Consider the following 20,175-nt stretch of genomic DNA (forward strand, 5'->3'; position numbering starts at 1 on the left):
CCACCAGGGGCGATGTTCGGCCCCGCGTGTCACTGCGGGTGCGCTAGCCCGGAACATGCGATTTCGCGGCCGTGAGCGAGATAAGTGTGCTCAGATTGCCCGTTATCTTAGACATTTTGGCATTCTGAGCACACTTAACTTGCTATTCGCGGCAGAATCAGTGCGGCTGATACAGGTCGACATCCTGCTGATAGTTCAATTGGGTCTTTCGAGCGATGAAGACGAACTCGCGGCCCGGTCTGTCCGGTGCATCACGGATCTCTTCGACCATGAAACCGGAGTCTTCCAGTGATTTCGTCAGTTCAGCGCGATCACGAAACCGCAGACGGCTCTGCTGTTCGACGCGGCGGCCGTCCCGTTCGAAGACCAACATTCCGAAGAAGTCGACGAACGCGCCGTGTGCGGCGTCGAACTCCACCCACGACTCGACTGATCCCTCACCGTCAACCTCGGCCGCAGAATAGGTGTTCTCCTTCGTCCATTCCCGCCACGCCTGCCTCTCGGGGTCGCGTGATTCGAAGACGAGGAGTCCGTCCGGCGAAAGTCTCCGGCGGATCGCCATCAACGTCTCCGCCCAGGCTTCATCTCCGAGAATCGCCTGGGCCACATTAGCTGTCATGAAAGCCATGTCCGCCTGCAGCGGCGGCAGGTCCGCTGCGATCCCGTGGACCCACGTCACCTTGCCGGCATGGGGTTTCGACTGCGCCACGTCCAACGCCAACGCCGAGGGATCGACGCCCACGACCTCCACTCCCCGGCTGGAGAGCATCGTGGCAAACGTGCCCGTTCCGCATCCCACATCCACCACCGAGGCGGCCCCGAACTCCTCGACCATCGCAGCGTAGACGTCGAGGTCGTCCCGTTCGGGTCCTTCGAAGATGTCATAGACGGCAGCGCATCGCGCGTCGACATAACGGTCCCCGGCGTTATCAGCTGGATCCCGGCAGCCGTCAGCGGTCATGTGGATCGCTCGGATGCATGGCGATGAACAGACCCCACTGGGTGGCACCGTCCTTGTTGCGCCGGCTGCGGAACTCTTCGAACAGCTCATCGATACGAGCCCGGAACTCCTCGACCTCATCCTCGGTGAGCATCGCCGCCATCCGACCCATCGTCCGCTCCTCATACGGTGCGGCGGTGAACTCGGCCGTGAAGGCCTCGAGCATCTCGGTCGTCATATCGCCGGTGTTGAGGAACCAGCTCTTGCCCGTGGCAAGGTACGGGATCTCCCTGGACCCGCGTTTGCCGCGCCGCGCCTCCTGAGGTTCGAGGAATCCGGTGTCGGCAAGCATCCGCACATGGTGGAGCGAGGTCGCGGGATTGAGGCCGGTCGCCTCGGCGATCTCCCGATTGCTCAAGGCCTCGCCCAGACACAGCCGCAGGATCCGAATCCGAATACTCGATGCCAGCGCCTTGGCTTCGGCATCGGTGGCGTCCCTGCGCCCCACCGCTCGGGCGAGGGCGGCCGCGGCAGGTGTGTCATCGTTCATGCCTCAACGCTAGCGAGTGATCGGGAGAAGTCAATCAATCCCCCAAAGCGATTGACTTTCCCCAATCACTCGTGGACCATTACTGATTGACAACCCTCAATCACTGACCTTCAATCGCTGATCCTCCGCCCGTCGTCTCGAGGAAGAGCCATGGCAGCAGCCGACCAACCACCGTCGAGCGAACCACAGCCGCAACACGGTCCCGCCTCATCGCAGCGGCCGAAGCACGTCTCGCTGTGGAGACACCGCGATTTCATGAAGTTGTGGGCAGGCGACACGGTCTCTGTGTTCGGATCCGAGCTCGTCCTCTTCGCTCTCCCCCTCATCGCCGTGCAGCTCCTCCACGCCGACGCCTTCGAAATGGGAGTACTCGCAACGCTGGAATCCGCGGCTTTCCTGCTCATCAGCCTGCCCGCCGGGGCCTGGGTCGACCGTCTGCCGAAGAGACTCGTCATCGTCTCCGGCGACATCATCCGTGCCGCCATCCTCCTGACCATCCCGCTGACCTGGGCGTTCGATGCCCTGAGCATGGTCCAGCTCTATCTCGTCGCGGCCGGGGTCGGAATCGTCAGCGTCTTCTTCGACATCGCCAATCAGTCCTACCTGCCCGAACTCGTCGACGGGGAAGCGATCTCCGACGGCAACGGCAAGCTCCAAGCCAGCCAGCAGACCGCCGGAGTTGCTGGCCCCACTCTGGCCTCGGGCCTGGTCACCGCGATCGGTGCCCCACTGACCATCGGACTGACCAGCATCTGCATGGGACTCTCCAGCATCCTCGTTGGACTCATCAGACACCGCGAAACCCCACGACCGGCCGAGGGCCGGGCCGGATTCGTCGCCGAGATTCGGGAGGGACTCGGCTTCGTCCTCGGTCACCCGCTGCTGCGCCGGATCACTGCCTGCACAGGTCTGACGAACTTCGCGTCGTCGGGCATCTTCGCCCTCCTCGTGCTGTACGCACTCACCACGCTCGGTCTTCACCAGGTCGAACTCGGAATCATCATGTCCGTCGCCTCAGCCGGTGGCATCCTCGGCGCACTCACGGCGGCGTGGGTGCAGAAGATCCTCGGCGAAGGAACGAGCATCGCCGTGTCCGCGCTGATCGGCAGTCTCTGCTTCCTCGGTGTTCCGCTCGCTTCCGTCCTGCCGGCGCTGCCGACCCTGCTGATCAGCTGGTTCCTTGTGACCTGGGCGGTCGTCGTCTACAACATTGCGCAGGTGAGCTTCCGGCAGCGCCTGTGCCCGAAGCCGCTGCTGGGCCGGATGAACGCGTCCATCCGCTTCCTCGTATGGGGACCGATGCCGTTGGGCGCATTCCTCGCGGGCATCCTCGGCGACCGGCTCGGAGTGACGAGGACGATGTGGATCCTGGCAGCCTGCGCGCTGCTCGGCTCACTGCCGGTACTCGCCTCCCGCCTGCTGCGGATGCGCGAACTCCCCCGCGAACTCGATCTGCTCGCCGAGGCGACCGACCCGATCTCACCCTCGGCGGAGGCCGAAGGCCGCGGTTGAGCTCTCCTGCCAACAGCGAGATAAGTGTGCTCAGATTGCACAATTTCCTCGCCCTTTTGGCAATCTGCGCACTTAACTCGCCGTTCGCGGCAGAATCACTGGGGCCAGGCAGCACCAAAGCCGTTGATCGAGAGTGACCGGGACGAGCCCGAAACACCTCAGCGGGTGGCGTAGAGGTGTTCGGGGCGGCCGGTGTTGCCGTACTGCAGGGACACCGTGATCGTGCGGGCTTCGGCAAGTTTCGCCAGATGCCGCTGCGCGGTCGCACGGGAGGCACCAACCGCCTCGGCGACCTCGAGGGCCGTCATTGGACCGCTCGCCTCCTCGAGCGCGGCCAGGATCCGGGTCGTCGTCGACGATCCCGCCGGGCTCGCTCCGGTCCCGCCGACGGCCGCGGCATCGTGGAGGTTGCGCAGCTGCCGCTCGAGGTCGGTCTGCCCGACCTTCTCCCGCTCCCAATAGCGGAGGAACCGCGCATAGCGGCGCAGGAAGTTCTGCAGCACCTCGGCGGCGAAGGGCTTGACGATGTACGTCATCGCCCCCGCGCGCAACGACGAGCGGACCACCTGCGGATCCGTGACCGCCGAGAGCACGATCGCCTCGATATCGGTCTCGCGGATGAGTTCGACCCCGGTGCCCTCGGGCAGAACGTAGTCGACGAGAAGCAGATCGACCTCGTTCTCGGCGATGACCTCGCGGGCCGTCTTCAGGTCGCGGACGGGTTCGAGCGCCGTGAAGCCGGGCACCTCGTCGACGTACCGGGCATGGATCTGCCCGACGAAGAAATCGTCATCGAGCACGAGAACGTTGACCATCATCTCTCCTCATCAGTTGGGTAGTCGTTGTCGTCGGCAATCACGTCGCCGTCTTCGCCCGCGTTGGCAGGGTCATCGAGGGCGTCGGGCAGGCGCATGCCGAAGCTCGCCCCGCCGAGGTCCGGGTCGTGGCCGTCGATGAGCCACACCGCTCCCCCGCCTTTCTCCGCGACCCGGCGGCTGAGCGCAAGTCCGATGCCGAGTCCGTGGCCGTCCCCGGTGCCGGTTCCCGACGTCAGTCCGATCCCGAAATCCGGCGCCGAGGCGGCCGTCGAGGTCGAGAATCCCTCGTCGAAGATCTTCCCCGCCACCTCGTCGTCGATCCCGTCGCCGGTGTCCGTGACGACCGCGTGGAGCTCCGTCCCGGAGCTGAGCACCTGCACTTCGACTCGGCCTCCGTCCTCGGCGTACCGCCGGCCTGCGACGGCTGCACGGACGGCATTGTCGATGAGGTTGCCGAGGATGAGCGTGACTGCCTCCGGGTCGCGGACCGCACCGACGGCCAGGGAGTCAGAGGTGACGGCCAGGGCCACTCCCGCCTCGGCGGCGGTCGTTCCCTTCGCTTCCAGGACTGCGCGCAGGTACGGGTCGGACACGAGGTCGATGTCCTCGACGGGAGTCGTGATCGGCCCGGTGCCCAGCAGTGAGGACAGGTAGGTGTGGGCCTCATCGGTGGCGCCCGTGTCGACGAGTCCGAGCACGGTGTGCAGCCGGTTGGCGAACTCGTGCCGCTGAGTGCGCAGGGCCCGAGCCATCGCGGTGACGGACTCGAGCTGGCGAGCCATCGTCAGCATCTGGGTCTCGTCGCGGAGGGTCACGACCCCGCCGACCGAGACCCCGTCGCGTTGGACCCGCACGGCCGTGGCCAGCAGGATCCGGTCGCCGATCGTGATCCGCCGCCGCAGGGCTCCGTCCGCCGGGGCGTCGGCCATGAGCGCGGTGATCTCATCGGGCACATTGACGAGTTCGTTGTCGGAGGCGTCGACCAGTTCGCGGCCGGAATCCCCCGCCGAGGCGGCTCCCCCGTTCGCGCCGGCCGTTTCGCCCGCGCGGTCAACGTGCTTCGCCGAGGAGGCCCCAAGCAGCTCCTTCGCGTTCGAATTGCTCAGGGTCAGCTTCCCGTTCGTATCGAATCCGAGCACTCCGTCGTCGAGGCCGTGGAGCACGGCCCCTTGGTCGCGGGCCATCTCGGCAAGCTCTTCGGGTCCGACGCCGAGCGTCTCCCGCCGCAGCCGGCGCCCGAGCATGACCGATACGACCCCGCCGAGCGCGAGGGCGAGCACCGCGACAGTGCCGAGCAGGATGAGTTCGCGGCGGACATCGGCGTCGAGCACAGAGGCGAAGATGCCGACCGAGACCTCACCGACGACGGTCTTGCCGTCCTCATTCGAATAGATCGGCACCTTCGCGCGCACCGTCTCGCCCAGGGTTCCTGATTCGTGGGAGACGTTCTCGCGTCCGGCCAGCGCCTCCTCCGGCGACGTCGAGACCCTGTGCCCGATCTTCGACCGATCAGGGTGGGTGAGTCGGATGCCGCGATCGTCGGTGATGACGGCGAAGCTGATGCCCGAGCGGTCGCGCAGATCATCGGTGATCGCCAACATCGAGGTCACGAGCTGCTCATCGGGTTTCTCGGCATGCTCGGCCGAAGCCTGGGTGGCGGCGGCGCGGACGTCCGGATCGATCGCCAGCGTGCGGGCAGTGGCCAGCGCCTTCGTTTCGGTCACCTCGGTGACGGTGCGCGCACCCATCCACGCGAACACTCCGGTGACCAGGGCGAGGATCACGATGACGAGCGCGAGCTGAGAGATCAGCACACGACGGGAGAACGAACGATGGGGCCGGGGCACGCGCTCAGCGTAGCCGCGTTTGAGCGCAATGCGCAAAAGGCGCGCAACGATCTAAACGCCATCAGTGCACACAAGCGCGCGCGGCCCGTGATCTGGGCCCTACGGTGTTTCGAGCCTCACATTCGCCTTCGAAGGAGAAGCTCGTGCTTGTCATTCTCGGTTTTGCCATGATCCTCGTCTTCATGACGCTGATCATGACCAAACGACTCTCGCCGATCCTCGCGCTCATCCTCGTGCCCACGATCTTCGGCCTCTTCGCCGGAGCCGGTCTGGGCATCGGGGACATGGTCATGGACGCGATCGCCTCGATGTCGTCGACGGCAGCGCTGCTGCTCTTCGCCATCATCTACTTCGGCATCATGATCGACGTCGGTCTCTTCGACAAGCTCGTCGAGTTCATCCTCAAGGTCGCCGGCAACGACCCCGTCAAGGTCGTCCTCGGCACCGCGCTGCTCACCGGCGCCGTGTCCCTCGACGGTGACGGATCGACGACGTTCATCGTCGTCACCGCGGCCATGCTGCCTATCTATCAGCGCCTCGAGATGTCACCTGTGGTGCTCACCTGCGTCGCCGGTCTCATCAACGGCACGCTCAACATCGTCCCGTGGGGCGGCCCGACTGCCCGAGCCTCCTCGGCGCTGCAGATCGACGCCAACGAGATCTTCGTCCCCATGGTCCCCTCCCTGGTGGCCGGCCTGCTCGTGTGCCTCGTCTTCGCCTACGTGCTCGGCATCTCCGAACGTCGCCGCCTGGCCAAGAACGGCGTCGCCTGGGTCGAGGACCGCGGTTCGAATCGTCGCATGGACCTCGTCGGCGCTGTGGCCGGAGCCAGCACGACCGCGGGTTCGTCCGCGGGCACCACCGCGGGTGGTCACGGACACGGATCCGGCTCGGCCGCCTCGGCGAAAGATGACACCACCCCCGAGGCGGGACCCGCCTCCGCGAACGACACAGGCGATTCCGCCGGTTCCGGCACGGGCCTGTCGAACACCGCGCTCGATCCCAACCGCGCAACGCTGCGTCCGAAGCTGTTCTGGTTCAACCTGGCTCTGACCGTGGCCGTGATGGTCCTGCTCATCATCGACATCCTGCCGCTGCCGTACCTGTTCATGATCGGCACCGTCATCGCGCTCATGGTCAACTTCCCGAAGATGAAGGACCAGCAGGAGGAGCTCGCCTCCCATGCGACCGCGATCATCTCCGTCGTGGCCATGGTCATGGCCGCGGGCGTGCTCACTGGCATCATGTCCGGCACCGGAATGGTCGACGCGATGGCCGAATGGCTCGTCGAGGTCATCCCGAACTCGATGGGCCCCTACATGGCTGTCATCACCGGCCTGCTGTCGATCCCGATGACGTTCTTCATGAGCAACGATGCCTTCTACTTCGGCATCCTGCCCGTGCTGGCCGAGACCGCCTCCCACTTCGGCATCTCCGCTGCAGATATGGCCCGCGCCTCGATCACCGGCCAGCCCGTGCACATGCAGTCGCCGCTGGTGCCCGCGATCCTGCTGCTCGTGTCCCTGTCCGGCGTCGAGCTCGGCGATCACCACAAGAAGGTGCTGTGGCGCGCGCTCATCGTCGCCCTCGTCATGCTCGCCGTGGGTGTCGCCGTCGGCGTAATCGGAATCGGCTGAGCGGAGGACTGCGATGACTGACCTCTATTCGACTCCGCAGCGCCGCTTCCCTGCCCCGTCGCTGCAGGTCACTGCCTCACCGAGCATCGATTCGGCTTCAAATACTGTGGTCCTGGCGCTGCGCCCGGATGCCTCGGATGAGGTGCTCGAGCAGGCGATCGCCGCGGCCCGCCGTGAGAACGCTGCGGTGCAGGCGGTCGTGTTCGGCACGGATACGACGACGGCCCCGTCGACGTCGTCCCTGTCCGAATGCACCCGGTTGGGGGCCGCCCTCGCCGAGGCGGGGCTCGATTATGCCGTCCACCGCTCCGGGCCCGACCCGGCCGAGCAGATCCTCGGTCTCGCCGAGGATCACGATGCCGCACTCATCGTCATGAGCACGAAGCGACGCTCGCCCGTGGTCAAGCTGCTGCTCGGCTCGAGTGCGCAGCAGGTCATCCTCGAGGCCGAGTGCCCGGTGCTGTTGGTCAAGTAGAAGTTCGGAGCCGGCCGCACGAGTTTGGTCGCCCGGCCTCGGTGGCGCGACGCTAGATTCCGGCGATCCCGCGGCCCGGAGCCAGGATTCCTCGAGGGTCGACCAGTTTCTTGATCTCGCGCAGACCCGACCGCCCCGGCTGCGGACCCCAAGCGTCCACCTCGTTCCAGACCGGTGCGGGTGCGTGGATCAGCCGGGCGGCGATGACATGCAGGCCGAAGCTGCGCAGATGCTCGAGGGCCACTCGGGTGGCCACCCCCGGTTCGGATTCCGGTGCGCCGATGCCCAGTTCGAACGTGCCCGTGGCACTGCCGCGCAGCTGCAGCGGATAGCCGATCGTCGTCTCCAGTCGGGCGACGGCGTCGATGAGCGTCGGAATGAAACTCGGCGCCACGGATACTCCGATAGTCGCGGCCAGTCGCGCCCTGCGCCCCCACCATTCCGGTTCCCCGCACGGGGTTGCACCGGGGTTCCGATCGACGAGGTGGCCCACTTCGGCCTCGACTTCGTCGGTCTCCCCTTCGATGAGGACCACTGTCGCCGCCAGTGAACCGGGTGGGCGTTCGATGACGACCGCGTCCGGGACTCTGCGGGCGATGAGGAGATCGGCAGCCGCCTCGGTGCCGGGAATCCAGACGAATCTCTGCGCTGCGGGGCGCTCTGTCAGACGGATCTCGGCCTCGGCGATGATCGCTCGGGTTCCCCAGGATCCGGTGACGAGTCCGGGCAGATCGCGGCCGCCCAGGTCCCGGTGGAGCCCGTGAGAGGTGCGGGCGATGGTCCCATCGGCACCGACGACGGTCACGGATTCCACGGTCTCGGCCAGGCGGGGACGGCGCAGACTGCGGGGCCCGGTGGCCGCGGTGGCGATCATGCCACCGAGGGTGGCGCCGGCTTCGATGCGGTCGGCGGGAAGGTCGCCGAGGAGCTCCAGATCTGACTGTGCGGCGAACCTGGTCAGGGCGCTGATCCGGGAGCCGGCTCCGGCACGGATGGTGCCGCCTCGAGGATCGGCCGCCTCGGCGATGGATGTCAGGTCGATGAGGAGCACCGGAGTGGAGACCGGCGGATGATCGTCGAAGGCGGTACCGCCGCCGAACACGGTCACGGTGCGGTGCTCGGCATGGGCGCGGGCCATGAGCTCGGAGAGTTCGGCGATGTTTGAGGGGCTGGCCAGTCGGGGCAGTTCGTCTGTGGTCAGGCTCATCCCCACCTCCGTAGGTCCATCCGTCGTCGGCACCTCCCACCTGCGGGTCGAGTTGGAACCCTCACGTGGGTGTGCATGTCGAGCTTAGCGAAGAACGCCCCCGAAATCGGTGCTCAAGGCACAGATTTCGGGGGCGGTCGGCTTCGTCAGCGAGTGCCGATCACGGCATGCGGGCGTAGGCCGGCAGGGTGAGGAAGTCGACGTACTCGGGATCGAGGGCGACCGAGACGAAGGTGTCGGTGGCGTCCTTCCAGCCTGCGTCGTCACCGGGCAGCTTGGCGACCTCCTCGGCGACGATGCGCTCGACGAGCTCCTTCGTCACCTTCTCACCGGAGTCCAGGGTGATTCCGGCGTCCAGCCACTGCCACACCTGGGACCGTGAGATCTCGGCGGTCGCGGCGTCCTCCATGAGTCCGTTGATGGCGACCGCGCCGTTGCCTTCGAGCCAGGCGCGCAGGTACTGGATGCCGACGGACACGTTGGTGCGCAGGCCCGCCTCGGTCATCGCACCCGGGGTCGACTTCACGTCGAGCAGATCGGCAGCGGTGACGTTGACGTCTTCGCGCTTGTTGTCTATCTGGTTCGGCTTCTCGCCGAGGGTCTCGGTGAAGACCTCCTTGCAGAGGGCGACCATTCCGGGGTGTGCGACCCAGGAGCCGTCGAAACCGTTGGAGGCCTCACGCGACTTGTCCTCGCGCACCTTGTCGAAGGCGGCCTTGTTCGCGGCTTCGTCCTTCGAGGGGACGAACGCGGACATTCCGCCGATGGCATGCGCACCGCGCTTGTGGCAGGTGCGCACGAGCAGTTCGGTGTAGGCGCGCATGAACGGCACCGTCATCGTCACGTCCGAACGGTCCGGCAGCAGGAAGTCGGAGCCGCGGGAGCGGAAGTTCTTGATCACGGAGAAGATGTAGTCCCAGCGACCGGCATTGAGTCCGGCGGAGTGCTCGCGCAGCTCGTAGAGGATCTCCTCCATCTCGAAAGCCGCGGTGTAGGTCTCGATGAGCACGGTGGCGCGGATGGTGCCGCGGGCCAGGCCGAAGGCATCCTCGGCGTGTTCGAAGACCTGGTTCCACAGGCGGGCCTCGAGGTGGGATTCCATCTTCGCGAGGTAGAAGTAGGGGCCGCGGCCCTTCTCGATCTGGATCTGACCGGCGGTCGAGAAGTACAGCGCGAAGTCGACGAGCGAACCGGAGGTCTCCTCACCGTCGATGAGGATGTGCTTCTCCGGCATGTGCCAGCCGCGGGGGCGCACGACGATGGTCGGCAGCTCCTCGTCGGGGGCGAGCTTGTATTCCTTGCCCTCGGGCGAGGTGAAGTCGATTTCGCGGTTGAGCGAGTCGAGCAGGTTGATCTGGCCCTGGATGACCGAGTCCCACTGCGGGGTGTTCGCGTCTTCCTGGTCGGCCAGCCACACCTTCGCGCCGGAGTTGAGCGCGTTGATCGTCATCTTCTTGTAGGTGGGGCCGGTGACCTCGACGCGGCGGTCTTCGAGACCGGGTGCCGGGGGTGCGACCTGCCAGGAGGGATCGTTGCGGATCTCCGCGGTCTCGGGGAGGAAGTCGAGGTCCTTGCCCGCGGCGATTTCGGCCTGGCGTTCCTTGCGAGCCTCGAGGCGCTCGAGACGGTCGCCGTTGAACTTCCGGTGCAGATCGACGATGAGCTCAAGCGCCTTGGGCGTGAGGACCTTCTCAGCCCCGTCCGGCAGCTCACCGGTGATCTCCATCCCGGCGGGGATGTCCAGGTTTTCGATATGAGCGGTCATCGATGGTTCTCCTTAGTCAGCACATCGGTGCTGCGTCCTTATCCACATCTGGTGATGCGATATGTTCGCTGGTCAACGGGGTTTTGACTGCGAAACTTTCACATTGTGAAAATGTTTGTTCACACAACGAAAGAATATGAGGTGATGCACGTCTCGTCAAACCATATCCTGCATTCGAGACGGTGTGTTCATTGACTCTGATCAGGCGGCTGGGGAGGATAAGGGGAACATCTCTCATGGACTCGCCGAGGCGGCCCATCGTCACCGACCACCGCTGGTTCTCGGTCGGCTGAGGAAGATCGTCGCTCCAGGTCAGGTCCGTGGAACGATGCGGCAATGACGCCGCGGATCGGACTTATGGTGGACAACCTCGCTGTTGCAGCACTCCTGGCCCTCTCCCCCATCCTCTTGGCCGGAATCCTTCTCATCGGATTCCGCTGGCCCGCGAAATACGCCATGCCTGTCGGACTGATAGCCGCGGCGCTCGTGGCGAACTTCGCCTGGAAGATCGAGTGGGTGACGATCGGCGCTTCGGTCGTCCAGGGCCTCCTCGTCGCGATCGGCCTGCTGTGGATCGTCTTCGGTGCACTTCTGCTGTTGGCCACGATCACCCGGTCCGGAGCGATCGAGACGATCCGCGCCGGCTTCATCGCGATCTCCCCGGACCGGCGGGTGCAGGTCATCATCGTCGCCTGGCTCTTCGGTTCGTTCATCGAGGGCGCCGCCGGATTCGGCACTCCGGCCGCCGTGGTCGCCCCGCTCATGCTGGCCCTCGGCTTCCCCGCGATCGCCGCGGTGCTCGCCGGTCTCATCATCCAGTCGACACCGGTGAGCTTCGGCGCCGTCGGCACCCCGATGGTGTTGGGCATCGGCTCCGGGCTGGCGCAGGAGGACGGATCGATGTCGGCCGACGTCGCTGAACGTGCCGGTCAGCTCAGCCTCGGCCAGGCCGAATTCGTCGCCCACACCGCGACTCAGGTCGCACTCATCCACGCCTGCTGCGGCATCCTCATCCCGCTGCTGCTCTCGTGCCTGATGACGGGATTCTTCGGTGCCAACCGACGCTTCGCCGACGGCCTGGCCATCGCCCCGTTCGCGATCTATGCGGCCCTGGCAATGATCGTGCCCTACCTCATCGTGGCCAATGTGCTCGGGCCGGAGTTCCCGTCGCTGCTCGGCGGGCTCATCGGTCTCGCCATCGTCGTGACGACCTCGCGGATGGGCTTCCTCATGCCGAAGAAGACCTGGGACTTCGCACCGCGCGAGAAGTGGCCGGCCTTCTGGATGGGCACCGTCGACCCGAACAAGGAGAAGGCGCAGCTGACCAAGAAGATGTCGCTGCCCCGGGCGTGGTCGCCCTATCTCATCGTCGTCGCCCTGCTGCTCATCACCCGCAATGTGCCCGCGATCAAGGAGTTCCTCAACGGTCCGGCCGTGATCAAGATCGACAACATCTTCGGCACCCCGATCAGCCAGAACATGGATCTGCTGTGGTCGCCCGGCGCGATCTTCGTCCTCGCCTGCGGGCTGACGTACTTCATCCACCGGATGACGAAGAAGCAGATCGCAGGGTCGTGGCAGATCGCCGGTTCGCAGATCGCCGGCGCGGCCGTTGCCCTGCTGTGTTCCCTGCCGCTGGTTCGCGTGTTCATCAACTCCGGCGCCGACTACAACGGCGCCGGCTTGGAGTCGATGCCGGTCACCCTCGCCGAGGCGGCCGCCAGTTCCGTGGGCGACGCCTGGCCGCTGTTCGCCCCGTTCGTCGGTGCCCTGGGTGCCTTCGTGGCCGGATCGAACACCGTCTCGAACGTCATGTTCTCGCAGTTCCAGTTCTCCACCGGCACCGCGATCGGTGCCGCCAGCCCTGAGACCGTGGTCGCGGCTCAGGCGGTCGGCGGCGCCGCTGGAAATATGGTGGCCGTGCACAACGTCGTGGCCGCCTCGGCGACGGTGGGACTCATCGGTCGGGAGGGTGAGCTCATCCGTCGCACCTCGATCCCGATGCTCGTGTATTCGCTGGCCGCGGGTGCCCTGGCGTTCATCGGACTCAACGGGCTGGGCTTCAACGCGGGCACCGTCGTCCTCACTGCGATTGTCATCGGCCTCGCCGCCGTCGTGGTGATGATCCGCCGCTCGCCAGGCGAACCTCTGCCGGGCCTTGAAGCAGGCGTCAGCGACCTTCGCACCTCCGACCCCGACGACGAACCGGAGTCCACCGCCCGCGCCTGACCGGTGTGGCAGCCACAGACGCGGCCATGACCGACGGGATTGCCGAAGGCGCCGACGGGCACTCGGCTCGCGGCGGCAGCTCTGACATCGACGATGACGAACCGGAGTCCACCGCTCGCGCTTGACGCTTCCGCACGCGCGAATCGTCCCCCGCACCAGGTGTCATCGCCTTTTGAGTCGGGAGTCATCGTCTTTTGATCCACGCATCGGGTTCAAACGCGATGCGCCGATCAAAAGGCGATTCGCCCAGAACGCGACAACGCCCGCAGAGCCTCACGAGGCGGCATCTGCGGGCGTTCGCAGTTTCGTCGGGCAAGAGACCGACGACGGAGCCGCTCGAAAGCGGAGTCTCAGACGATGACGACCATGGGGACGATCATCGGCTTGCGGCGCAGCTTCGACGACACCCAGCGGCCGATGGTGCGGCGCACCACCTGCTGGAGCTGGTACTGATCGGTGGTACCGTCACGCAGGGCATCCTCGACGGCCTTCTGGACCTTCGGGACGATCGAGTCGAAGACGTCATCGGACTCGGCCACACCGCGGGCGTGGATCTCGGGTCCGGCGATGAGCGACTTCGTCTGCGAGTTCACGGCCATGAAGATCGTCACGAAGCCCTCACCGGACAGGACCAAGCGATCCTTGAGGTCCGCCTCGGTGATCTCACCGACCGACGAACCGTCGACGAAGACGTAGTTGCAGTCGACGGCGCCGACGACCTCGGCGTGACCGTCCTTGAGGTCGACGACCCAGCCGTCGTCGGCCAGGACGATGTTGTTCGGATCGACTCCGGTCGCCTCGGCATGGCGGGCGTTGGCCAGCAGGTGGCGCCATTCGCCGTGGACGGGCATGACGCCGCGGGGCTTGACGATGTTGTAGCAGTAGAGCAGCTCGCCGCCGGAGGCGTGACCGGACACGTGGATCTTCGCGTCGGCCTTCGAGATGACACGAGCGCCGAGCTTCATCAGGCCGTTGATGACCTTGAACACGGAGTTCTCGTTGCCGGGGATGAGCGAGGAGGCGAGGATGACGGTGTCGCCGTCGCCGACGTCGACGCGGTGGCTGCGGTTGGCCATCCGGGACAGGGCGGCCATCGGCTCCCCCTGGGAGCCGGTGCACATGAGGACGATCTGGTCCTCGGGGTAGTCGTCGACCTTCTTGATGTCGATGAGCGTTCCGGCAGGCACGTTGAGGTAGCCGAGGTCTTCGGCGATCTTCATGTTGCGCACCATGGAGCGGCCGACTAGGGCTACCTTGCGACCATGGGCGGTGGCGGCGTTGAGCACCTGCTGCACACGGTGGACGTGGGAGGAGAACGAGGCGACGATGATGCGCCGTTCGGCGGTGCCGAAGAGGTTCTCGAGCACGGGCCCGATGTCCTTCTCCAGCGCGGTGAAGCCGGGGACCTCAGCGTTCGTCGAGTCCGTCATGAACAGGTCGACGCCCTCTTCGCCGAGGCGGGCGAAGGCGCGGAGGTCGGTGATGCGGCCGTCGAGCGGCAGCTGGTCCATCTTGAAGTCACCGGTGTGCAGGATGTTTCCGGCGCCGGTGCGGATGAACACGGCCAGTGCGTCGGGGATCGAGTGGTTGACGGCGACGAACTCGAGGTCGAAGGGACCGAGCTGGTCGACGTCGTCTTCCTTCACCACACGGGTGATGGGCTTGATGCGGTGCTCTTTGAGCTTGGCTTCGATGAGCGCGATCGTCAGCTGCGAACCGAGGATCGGGATGTCGCCCTTGCGACGCAGCAGGTAGGGAACGGCGCCGATGTGGTCCTCGTGGCCGTGGGTGAGCACGAGGCCGATGATGTCATCGAGGCGGTCATCCAGGTAGGAGAAGTCGGGGAGGATGAGGTCGACGCCGGGCTGGTCCTCTTCTGGGAAGAGCACACCGCAGTCGACGATGAGGAGTTTGCCGTGGTATTCGAAGACGGTCATATTGCGACCGACTTCGCCGAGTCCGCCGAGCGCGACGATGCGGACGGCTTCTTTGTCCATCTTCGGCGGGAGGGACAGTTCTTGGGTCAATGCATTATTCACTGAGGTAACCACTCCTGGTCAATTGGGCGGCGACGAACGCCATCTGCTCCTCATCAGCTGGGAGCAGCGGCATACGCACGTCGCGGTTGTCGAGTATTCCTTGGGCCTGCAGAGCGGCCTTCGCCGAGATCACTCCCGGCATGTGGTTCATGAGTGCATCCACCACGTCCGCGGTGTCGCGGGAAAGGGTGCGTGCGGTGTTGAGGTCGTTGTTCGCCACTGCGGAGACCATGGCGGCGAACCGGTCCGAGCAGACGTGTCCGGCCACGGACACGAGTCCGAGCGCGCCAAGGGACAGCAGCGGCAGGTTGAGGGCGTCCTCGCCGGAGTAGTACACGAGCGAGGAGTTGTTCATGACGAACGAGGAGGCGAAGAGGTCGCCCTTGGCGTCCTTGACCGCGAGGATGTTCGGGTGGTCCGAGAGTCGCAGCAGGGTGTCCGTGATGATCGGGGCACCGGCCCGGCCGGGAATGTCATAGAGCATGACCGGCAGGTCGGTGGAGTCGGCGGCCGCGCGCATATGGGCTTCGATCGCCGGTTGGGTCGGCTTCGAATAGTACGGGGTGACGAGCAGGATCCCGTCGGCTCCGGCATCGGCCGAGCGGCGGGAGAGGTCGATGGTGTGCGCGGTGACGTTGTTGCCGGTGCCGGCGACGATCTTCGCCCGCTTGCCGATGACACCGCGGACGACGCGGATGAGTTCGACCTTCTCGTCGTCGGTCGTCGTCGGAGATTCGCCGGTGGTGCCGGAGACGACGAGCATGTCGTTGCCGAGCTCGACGAGGTGGTTCGCCACCTTCTCCACGGACGCATAGTCGATGCTGCCGTCGCGCTTGAATGGAGTCACCATTGCAGTGCCGACGGAACCGAACGCGTCAATGGCAGTCGCTGCTGCCTGGTCACCGAGAATCGCCATAGAACCAGGATAGCGCCCAGGTCCTCTCATGAGTGCAGTGGTCCACCCGCGTTGCGGGTGTCGTTCGCCTCGCCTGCGGTGCCCGTGCGGTCACGTTGAGAGACGGATCACACCTGCGGCCGTTCGATCGTCTACTCTTGAGCCCTGCCCGCCACCGAAACAAAGGAGTTTTCGATGACCCGCACCCGCATCCGCGATTTCCATGATGATGACCTCGACGGAATCATCCGTCTCTTCGAAGCCGCCGTCCCGGAATCCGAGGCCGCTCCCCCGCTCTATCCGCTCTCCGAGGTGTTGGCCGCCTGCCAGCGCAATCAGGCCGTCGTGGCCGTCCGCGATGAGGAGATCGTCGGTGCCGCCGTCGGCCGCGCCGCGCACGGTCAGGGAGTTCTCGTGTTCTTCCATGTCCTGGAGGCGGTGCGTGCCGATCCTGAGCAGGGCACCCGCGCCGAGGCGGGGCTGCTCGATGCGCTCGAACGACGCCTCATGCCGCTGGGCTTGGGGAAGCTGTCGATGCTCATTCCCGCGGGGACGTCGGCCTGCGATGGTCTGGTGGCCAACGGTTTCGAGGCCCGGTCCGGGCTGAAGTACGTCGAGCGGCACTTGCCGGTGCAACGTCGTGAGCTCGACCGACTCAAAACGGTCGGGGGACGGATTCTGCCCCGCCACCTCTGGGATGGGGTGAGCGGGATGCAGGAGGAGAAGGACATGCTCGAGGATCGCCTCGTCGTGCCCTTGGCCGAACCGGATCTCGCCGATCATTTCGGGGTCGTGCCGCCTCGGGCGGTGATGCTCTTCGGTCCGCCGGGGACGGGGAAGACGACGTTCGCGAAGGCGGTGGCGTCGCGGTTGGACTGGCCGTTCGTCGAGGTGTTCCCGTCGCGTCTGTCCGGTGAGCCCGGCGGTGTGGCCGCGGGTCTGCGAACAACGTTCGAGCAGATCAATGAGCTCGAACATGCTGTGGTGTTCATCGATGAGGTCGAGGAGATCGCGTCGAAGCGCGGAGGTGAGCCGCCGCCGCCGACGCAGGGGGTGACGAATGAGCTGCTCAAGCAGGTTGCGGAGTTCCGGGATCGGGAGGGTCGGCTGCTCATCTGTGCGACGAACTTCGTCCGTGCCCTCGATGCGGCGTTCCTGCGGCATGGGCGCTTCGACTATGTCATTCCCATCGGTTTGCCGGATGCCACCGCCAGGGAGGCGATCTGGTCGCGCTACATTCCCGAGCATACGATCGCCGGTGTCGATCTCGATGTGCTCGTCGATGCCAGTGACGGTCTGACCCCGGCCGATATCGAATACGCTGCCCGGCGTGCATCGCAGGAAGCTCTGGCGTCGTCGCTGCGACAGCAGCACGTCGATATCGCCTCCCGGTCTGATGTGCTTTCGACCGATGACTATCTCGAAGCGCTGCGGGCAACGCGGGCGACGGTGTCCGAGGAGACGGCCCGGGAGTTCGGTGAGGACGTGGAGACGATCGCCAGGCTGTGAGGCGGGCCGGGCTATGACCGGACCGGATTGTGCGGACCCGAATGCGTCGCAGCGGCGCCCGGACTCCCACCGCTCAACAGGCCGTCCGCAGTCGCGCCGAGGATGCGCGCCATCGTCGTCGGCTCGGGGCCGTGTCCGGCGACGGCGGCGAGGTCGAAGCCGTCGATGATGGCGATGAACGTATCGACCGCCTCGGTGGCGGTGAGCCCGTAGAGGGTGAAATCTCCGGTCCTGATGCCGTCGTCGATGATGCGTGAGAACAGGCTGCGCCACCCTTCGAAGACGGAGTCGACGCAATCCTGCAGGCTCGCGTGGGTGCGTGCCGCGGTGACGAGTTCGATCCAGACCCGCGACCTCTGACCGTGATTGCCGACCTCGTGGACGGCGGTGAAGGCCGCGTGCAGGCGGGACCGAGGCGAACCGGTTTCTGTCCCTTCGCCTGTGTTCTTGCCATTATGGTTCGCCATGTCGGCGATGTCCTTGAGCACCGCATCGCTGTGGGCCGAGAAAGCTGCGGCGAGCAGGGCATCGCGTGACCCGAAGTAGTACTGCACTGTCCCGACCGACATGCCGACGGCCTTCGCTACATCGGACATGCGGACAGCCGTGGGGCCTCGGTCGACGATCTGGTCGAGGGTGGCCGCGATGATCGCCGCCTTCTTCGCCTCGGTTTCGGCGGCAGGTTGGGCCGGACGCGGGCTCACGCCGTGACCGGTGTTCGTCGTTCGGCCAGAGCGGTGGCCGCGGTCAGCCCTTCGTACACGGCCTCTTCGACCGTACGCGGGGCCAGGGCGTCACCGATCACCGTCACCGAGGCGGCCCCGAAGTCGAGGTCGACCGGAACAGAGCGTGGTGCTCCGGAGACGATCGTCGCGGCGACATCGTCGACCTCGTGGACGACCTCGCAGAGAGTGGACTGCAGGTAACCGGTGTCGGCATCGACTCCGACGAGGCGGGCATCGTTGACGAACTCGACCCGCCCGGTCCGCAGCGCTTGGGACACGAGCAGGGTGCGCGTGTACTGCTGGATGGCGGCACCGGCGAAGTTCGCCGCAGTCGCGAGAACAACGTGTCGCCCGGCCTCGGCCAGCCGCAGGGCGATGCCGAGTCCGATCCAGTCGCCCTTCCAGTCGGTGACGAGCACGCGTCCGGGCGGAAGATCCGGGGTCTCGCGCAGGTAGTCGCGAGCCCCGATGACGAATGCGTCGTCAGCAATCTCAAGTGCCGGCATGCGCTGTTCTGCTCCCGTGGCAATGATGACGTGGTCAGGGGCCACCTCGGTGATGAGGTCCTGGGTGGCCGGTACGGAGGTGCGGATGTCGACGCCGGCGCGGGCTGCCTCGGCGGAAAGGTTCGTCGCCGCTCCCCCGAATTCGGATCGATACGGCAGTTCCTGAGCCAGCAGCACCGCCCCGCCGAGGTGGGGCTCCTTCTCGCACAGGACGACATCATCGCCCTGTTCGGCGGCGACCGCGGCGGCCTTGAGTCCGGCCGGTCCCCCACCGATGACGAGGATCTTGCGTCGGGTGCGCACCGTCGGTCGGGGAAGGATGGTGAGTTCCCTGCCGGATTCGGGGTATTGGATGCACGAGATCGGCACGCCCTGTTGGAAGTGGCCGATGCAGGCTTGGTTGCAGCCGATGCAGGCGCGGATCTCATCGACCTTGTCGGATTTGGACTTGTTCACGATTTCGGGGTCGCAGATCATCGCGCGGGTCATGATCGCCATATCGGTGCGGCCCTCGGCGATCGCGGCTTCGGCTTCGTGGGGTTGGTTGATGCGGCCGGCGACCATGACGGTCTTGTCGGTGATCTTCTTGACCTGCTCGGACAGGTTCGCGGCGTAGCCGGGGTCGATCTGCATCGAGGGCACGATGTGGACGGCGCCCTGCAGAGTGGAGGAATCACCGGCGGTGATCGAGAAGTAATCGAGGCAGTCGACACCGTCGGCGGTCAGGGAGTCGAGGTGTTCGATGAGGTCGAGGATCTCGGTGGCGACGAGGCCGTCCTCGGTCTTCTCCTCACCGGAGATCCGCACGCCCACCACGACATCAGGGCCGACTGACTGACGGACGGTCTGGGCCACCTCGGTGAGGAACCGGCGGCGGTTCTCCGGGCTGCCGCCGTAGTCATCGGTGCGGGTGTTGACGGCGGGGTTGAAGAACTGGATGGGCAGGTAGCCGTGGCTGGCGACGATCTCGACACCGTCGATTCCGGAGTCGGCGATGCGCTTCGCGGCGCGTCCGTAGCCGGCGATGATGTCTCTGACCTCAGCGGTGGTCAGAGTCTCGGGGACGACCTTGAACCTCTCCTGCGGTTCGTCGCTCGGGGCCTTGGCCCGTGGTGCCATTCCACGCTCGCCGTCCATGACTTCGCGACCGGGGTGGAAGAGCTGGGCGAAGATCGTGGCTCCGTGGCGGTGGACCGCCTCGGCGACGTTCTGGTAGCCGGGGACGGAGGATTCGTCGGTGGCCATGAGGACGTGGCTGGTGTAGCGGGCGGTTTCGTGGACGCCGGAGACCTGGAGGACGATGAGTCCGGCTCCGCCCTTCGCGCGGGCCTCATGGTAGGCAACGAGGTCGTCGCCGATGTGGCCGTGATCGTCGAGAACGGTGTCATGGCCGGAGGAGACGATGCGGTTGCGGATCACCGTGGAGCCGATTGTGATGGGTTCGAAGAGGTGTGGGAACAGCTGAGACATGATCGTCCTTGATCAGATCGTCGGATGGGGCTGGGCGGCCGCCCCTCGATG

Annotated in this window: 15 protein-coding genes; 5 read left to right on the top strand and 10 right to left on the bottom strand. The window is 65.9% G+C overall.

Features of this window, described 5'->3' with window-relative positions; genetic code table 11:
* Positions 1-157: 157 nt before the first annotated feature.
* On the bottom strand, positions 158-961 hold the full coding sequence (locus tag ACOZ9V_RS11980) for a class I SAM-dependent methyltransferase (protein WP_434590328.1): 804 nt from the start codon (positions 959-961) through the stop codon (positions 158-160).
* The gene (locus ACOZ9V_RS11985; RefSeq protein WP_434590331.1) at positions 951-1,490 is read right to left on the bottom strand and encodes an ArsR/SmtB family transcription factor; all 540 of its coding nucleotides are present in this window, start codon (positions 1,488-1,490) and stop codon (positions 951-953) included. The genes ACOZ9V_RS11980 and ACOZ9V_RS11985 overlap by 11 nt, the downstream gene beginning before the upstream one ends.
* A gap of 150 nt (positions 1,491-1,640) precedes the next feature.
* On the opposite strand from ACOZ9V_RS11985, the gene ACOZ9V_RS11990 reads away from it, so the two are divergent.
* Entirely contained in the window at positions 1,641-3,002 is a 1,362-nt protein-coding gene (locus tag ACOZ9V_RS11990) for an MFS transporter (protein ID WP_434590334.1), read from the top strand.
* A gap of 158 nt (positions 3,003-3,160) precedes the next feature.
* On the opposite strand, the gene ACOZ9V_RS11995 is transcribed toward ACOZ9V_RS11990, so the two are convergent.
* Both ACOZ9V_RS11995 and ACOZ9V_RS12000 read right to left on the bottom strand, forming a co-directional pair.
* Positions 3,161-3,820, bottom strand: coding sequence for a response regulator (locus tag ACOZ9V_RS11995; RefSeq protein ID WP_253904028.1), 660 nt, complete (start codon positions 3,818-3,820; stop codon positions 3,161-3,163).
* On the bottom strand, positions 3,817-5,667 hold the full coding sequence (locus tag ACOZ9V_RS12000) for an ATP-binding protein (RefSeq protein WP_434590338.1): 1,851 nt from the start codon (positions 5,665-5,667) through the stop codon (positions 3,817-3,819). The genes ACOZ9V_RS11995 and ACOZ9V_RS12000 overlap by 4 nt, the downstream gene beginning before the upstream one ends.
* Before the next feature lie 143 nt (positions 5,668-5,810).
* Here ACOZ9V_RS12000 and ACOZ9V_RS12005 point away from each other — a divergent pair, with 143 nt between their 5' ends.
* Both ACOZ9V_RS12005 and ACOZ9V_RS12010 read left to right on the top strand, forming a co-directional pair.
* Entirely contained in the window at positions 5,811-7,304 is a 1,494-nt protein-coding gene (locus ACOZ9V_RS12005) for a CitMHS family transporter (protein WP_434590341.1), read from the top strand.
* A 13-nt stretch (positions 7,305-7,317) separates the two neighbouring features.
* Positions 7,318-7,779, top strand: coding sequence for a universal stress protein (locus tag ACOZ9V_RS12010; protein WP_434590344.1), 462 nt, complete (start codon positions 7,318-7,320; stop codon positions 7,777-7,779).
* Positions 7,780-7,831: 52 nt separating this feature from the next.
* Here the strand turns inward: ACOZ9V_RS12010 and ACOZ9V_RS12015 are convergent, their stop codons facing one another.
* Together ACOZ9V_RS12015 and aceB are read right to left on the bottom strand one after the other, a co-directional pair.
* Positions 7,832-8,986 carry an FAD-binding oxidoreductase gene (locus tag ACOZ9V_RS12015; protein ID WP_434590347.1) on the bottom strand — a complete coding sequence of 385 codons (1,155 nt, stop codon included), beginning with the start codon at positions 8,984-8,986 and terminating at the stop codon, positions 7,832-7,834.
* Between the two features lie 160 nt (positions 8,987-9,146).
* Positions 9,147-10,751 carry a malate synthase A gene (gene aceB, locus ACOZ9V_RS12020; protein WP_172174384.1) on the bottom strand — a complete coding sequence of 535 codons (1,605 nt, stop codon included), beginning with the start codon at positions 10,749-10,751 and terminating at the stop codon, positions 9,147-9,149.
* Between the two features lie 336 nt (positions 10,752-11,087).
* Here aceB and ACOZ9V_RS12025 point away from each other — a divergent pair, with 336 nt between their 5' ends.
* Positions 11,088-12,980, top strand: a complete 1,893-nt coding sequence (locus tag ACOZ9V_RS12025) for an L-lactate permease (RefSeq protein WP_434590350.1) — start codon at positions 11,088-11,090, stop codon at positions 12,978-12,980.
* 350 nt (positions 12,981-13,330) lie between these two features.
* Here the strand turns inward: ACOZ9V_RS12025 and ACOZ9V_RS12030 are convergent, their stop codons facing one another.
* Both ACOZ9V_RS12030 and dapA read right to left on the bottom strand, forming a co-directional pair.
* Positions 13,331-14,977, bottom strand: coding sequence for a ribonuclease J (locus ACOZ9V_RS12030; protein ID WP_181272060.1), 1,647 nt, complete (start codon positions 14,975-14,977; stop codon positions 13,331-13,333).
* A gap of 34 nt (positions 14,978-15,011) precedes the next feature.
* Positions 15,012-15,935, bottom strand: coding sequence for a 4-hydroxy-tetrahydrodipicolinate synthase (dapA, locus tag ACOZ9V_RS12035; RefSeq protein ID WP_139468766.1), 924 nt, complete (start codon positions 15,933-15,935; stop codon positions 15,012-15,014).
* Between the two features lie 174 nt (positions 15,936-16,109).
* On the opposite strand from dapA, the gene ACOZ9V_RS12040 reads away from it, so the two are divergent.
* On the top strand, positions 16,110-17,423 hold the full coding sequence (locus tag ACOZ9V_RS12040; protein ID WP_434590354.1) for an ATP-binding protein: 1,314 nt from the start codon (positions 16,110-16,112) through the stop codon (positions 17,421-17,423).
* An 11-nt stretch (positions 17,424-17,434) separates the two neighbouring features.
* Here the strand turns inward: ACOZ9V_RS12040 and ACOZ9V_RS12045 are convergent, their stop codons facing one another.
* Together ACOZ9V_RS12045 and ACOZ9V_RS12050 are read right to left on the bottom strand one after the other, a co-directional pair.
* Complete coding sequence (locus tag ACOZ9V_RS12045) at positions 17,435-18,127, bottom strand: TetR/AcrR family transcriptional regulator (protein ID WP_434590357.1); 693 nt, start codon at positions 18,125-18,127, stop codon at positions 17,435-17,437.
* The gene (locus ACOZ9V_RS12050; RefSeq protein WP_434590360.1) at positions 18,124-20,124 is read right to left on the bottom strand and encodes an FAD-dependent oxidoreductase; all 2,001 of its coding nucleotides are present in this window, start codon (positions 20,122-20,124) and stop codon (positions 18,124-18,126) included. Before ACOZ9V_RS12050 ends, ACOZ9V_RS12045 begins: the two co-directional genes overlap by 4 nt.
* Positions 20,125-20,175 lie beyond the last annotated feature (51 nt).

This window comes from Brevibacterium sp. 1718, from assembly GCF_051131255.1.
Classification (GTDB): domain Bacteria; phylum Actinomycetota; class Actinomycetes; order Actinomycetales; family Brevibacteriaceae; genus Brevibacterium; species Brevibacterium sediminis.

Coding starts and splice junctions, on each gene's coding strand:
- ACOZ9V_RS12030 (WP_181272060.1), bottom strand. CDS start 14,977: ATGGACAAAGAAGCCGTCCGCATCGTCGCGCTCGGCGGACTCGGCGAA.
- ACOZ9V_RS11980 (WP_434590328.1), bottom strand. CDS start 961: ATGACCGCTGACGGCTGCCGGGATCCAGCTGATAACGCCGGGGACCGT.
- dapA (WP_139468766.1), bottom strand. CDS start 15,935: ATGGCGATTCTCGGTGACCAGGCAGCAGCGACTGCCATTGACGCGTTC.
- ACOZ9V_RS12040 (WP_434590354.1), top strand. CDS start 16,110: ATGACCCGCACCCGCATCCGCGATTTCCATGATGATGACCTCGACGGA.
- ACOZ9V_RS11995 (WP_253904028.1), bottom strand. CDS start 3,820: ATGATGGTCAACGTTCTCGTGCTCGATGACGATTTCTTCGTCGGGCAG.
- ACOZ9V_RS11990 (WP_434590334.1), top strand. CDS start 1,641: ATGGCAGCAGCCGACCAACCACCGTCGAGCGAACCACAGCCGCAACAC.
- ACOZ9V_RS11985 (WP_434590331.1), bottom strand. CDS start 1,490: ATGAACGATGACACACCTGCCGCGGCCGCCCTCGCCCGAGCGGTGGGG.
- aceB (WP_172174384.1), bottom strand. CDS start 10,751: ATGACCGCTCATATCGAAAACCTGGACATCCCCGCCGGGATGGAGATC.
- ACOZ9V_RS12015 (WP_434590347.1), bottom strand. CDS start 8,986: ATGAGCCTGACCACAGACGAACTGCCCCGACTGGCCAGCCCCTCAAAC.
- ACOZ9V_RS12025 (WP_434590350.1), top strand. CDS start 11,088: ATGACGCCGCGGATCGGACTTATGGTGGACAACCTCGCTGTTGCAGCA.
- ACOZ9V_RS12010 (WP_434590344.1), top strand. CDS start 7,318: ATGACTGACCTCTATTCGACTCCGCAGCGCCGCTTCCCTGCCCCGTCG.
- ACOZ9V_RS12050 (WP_434590360.1), bottom strand. CDS start 20,124: ATGTCTCAGCTGTTCCCACACCTCTTCGAACCCATCACAATCGGCTCC.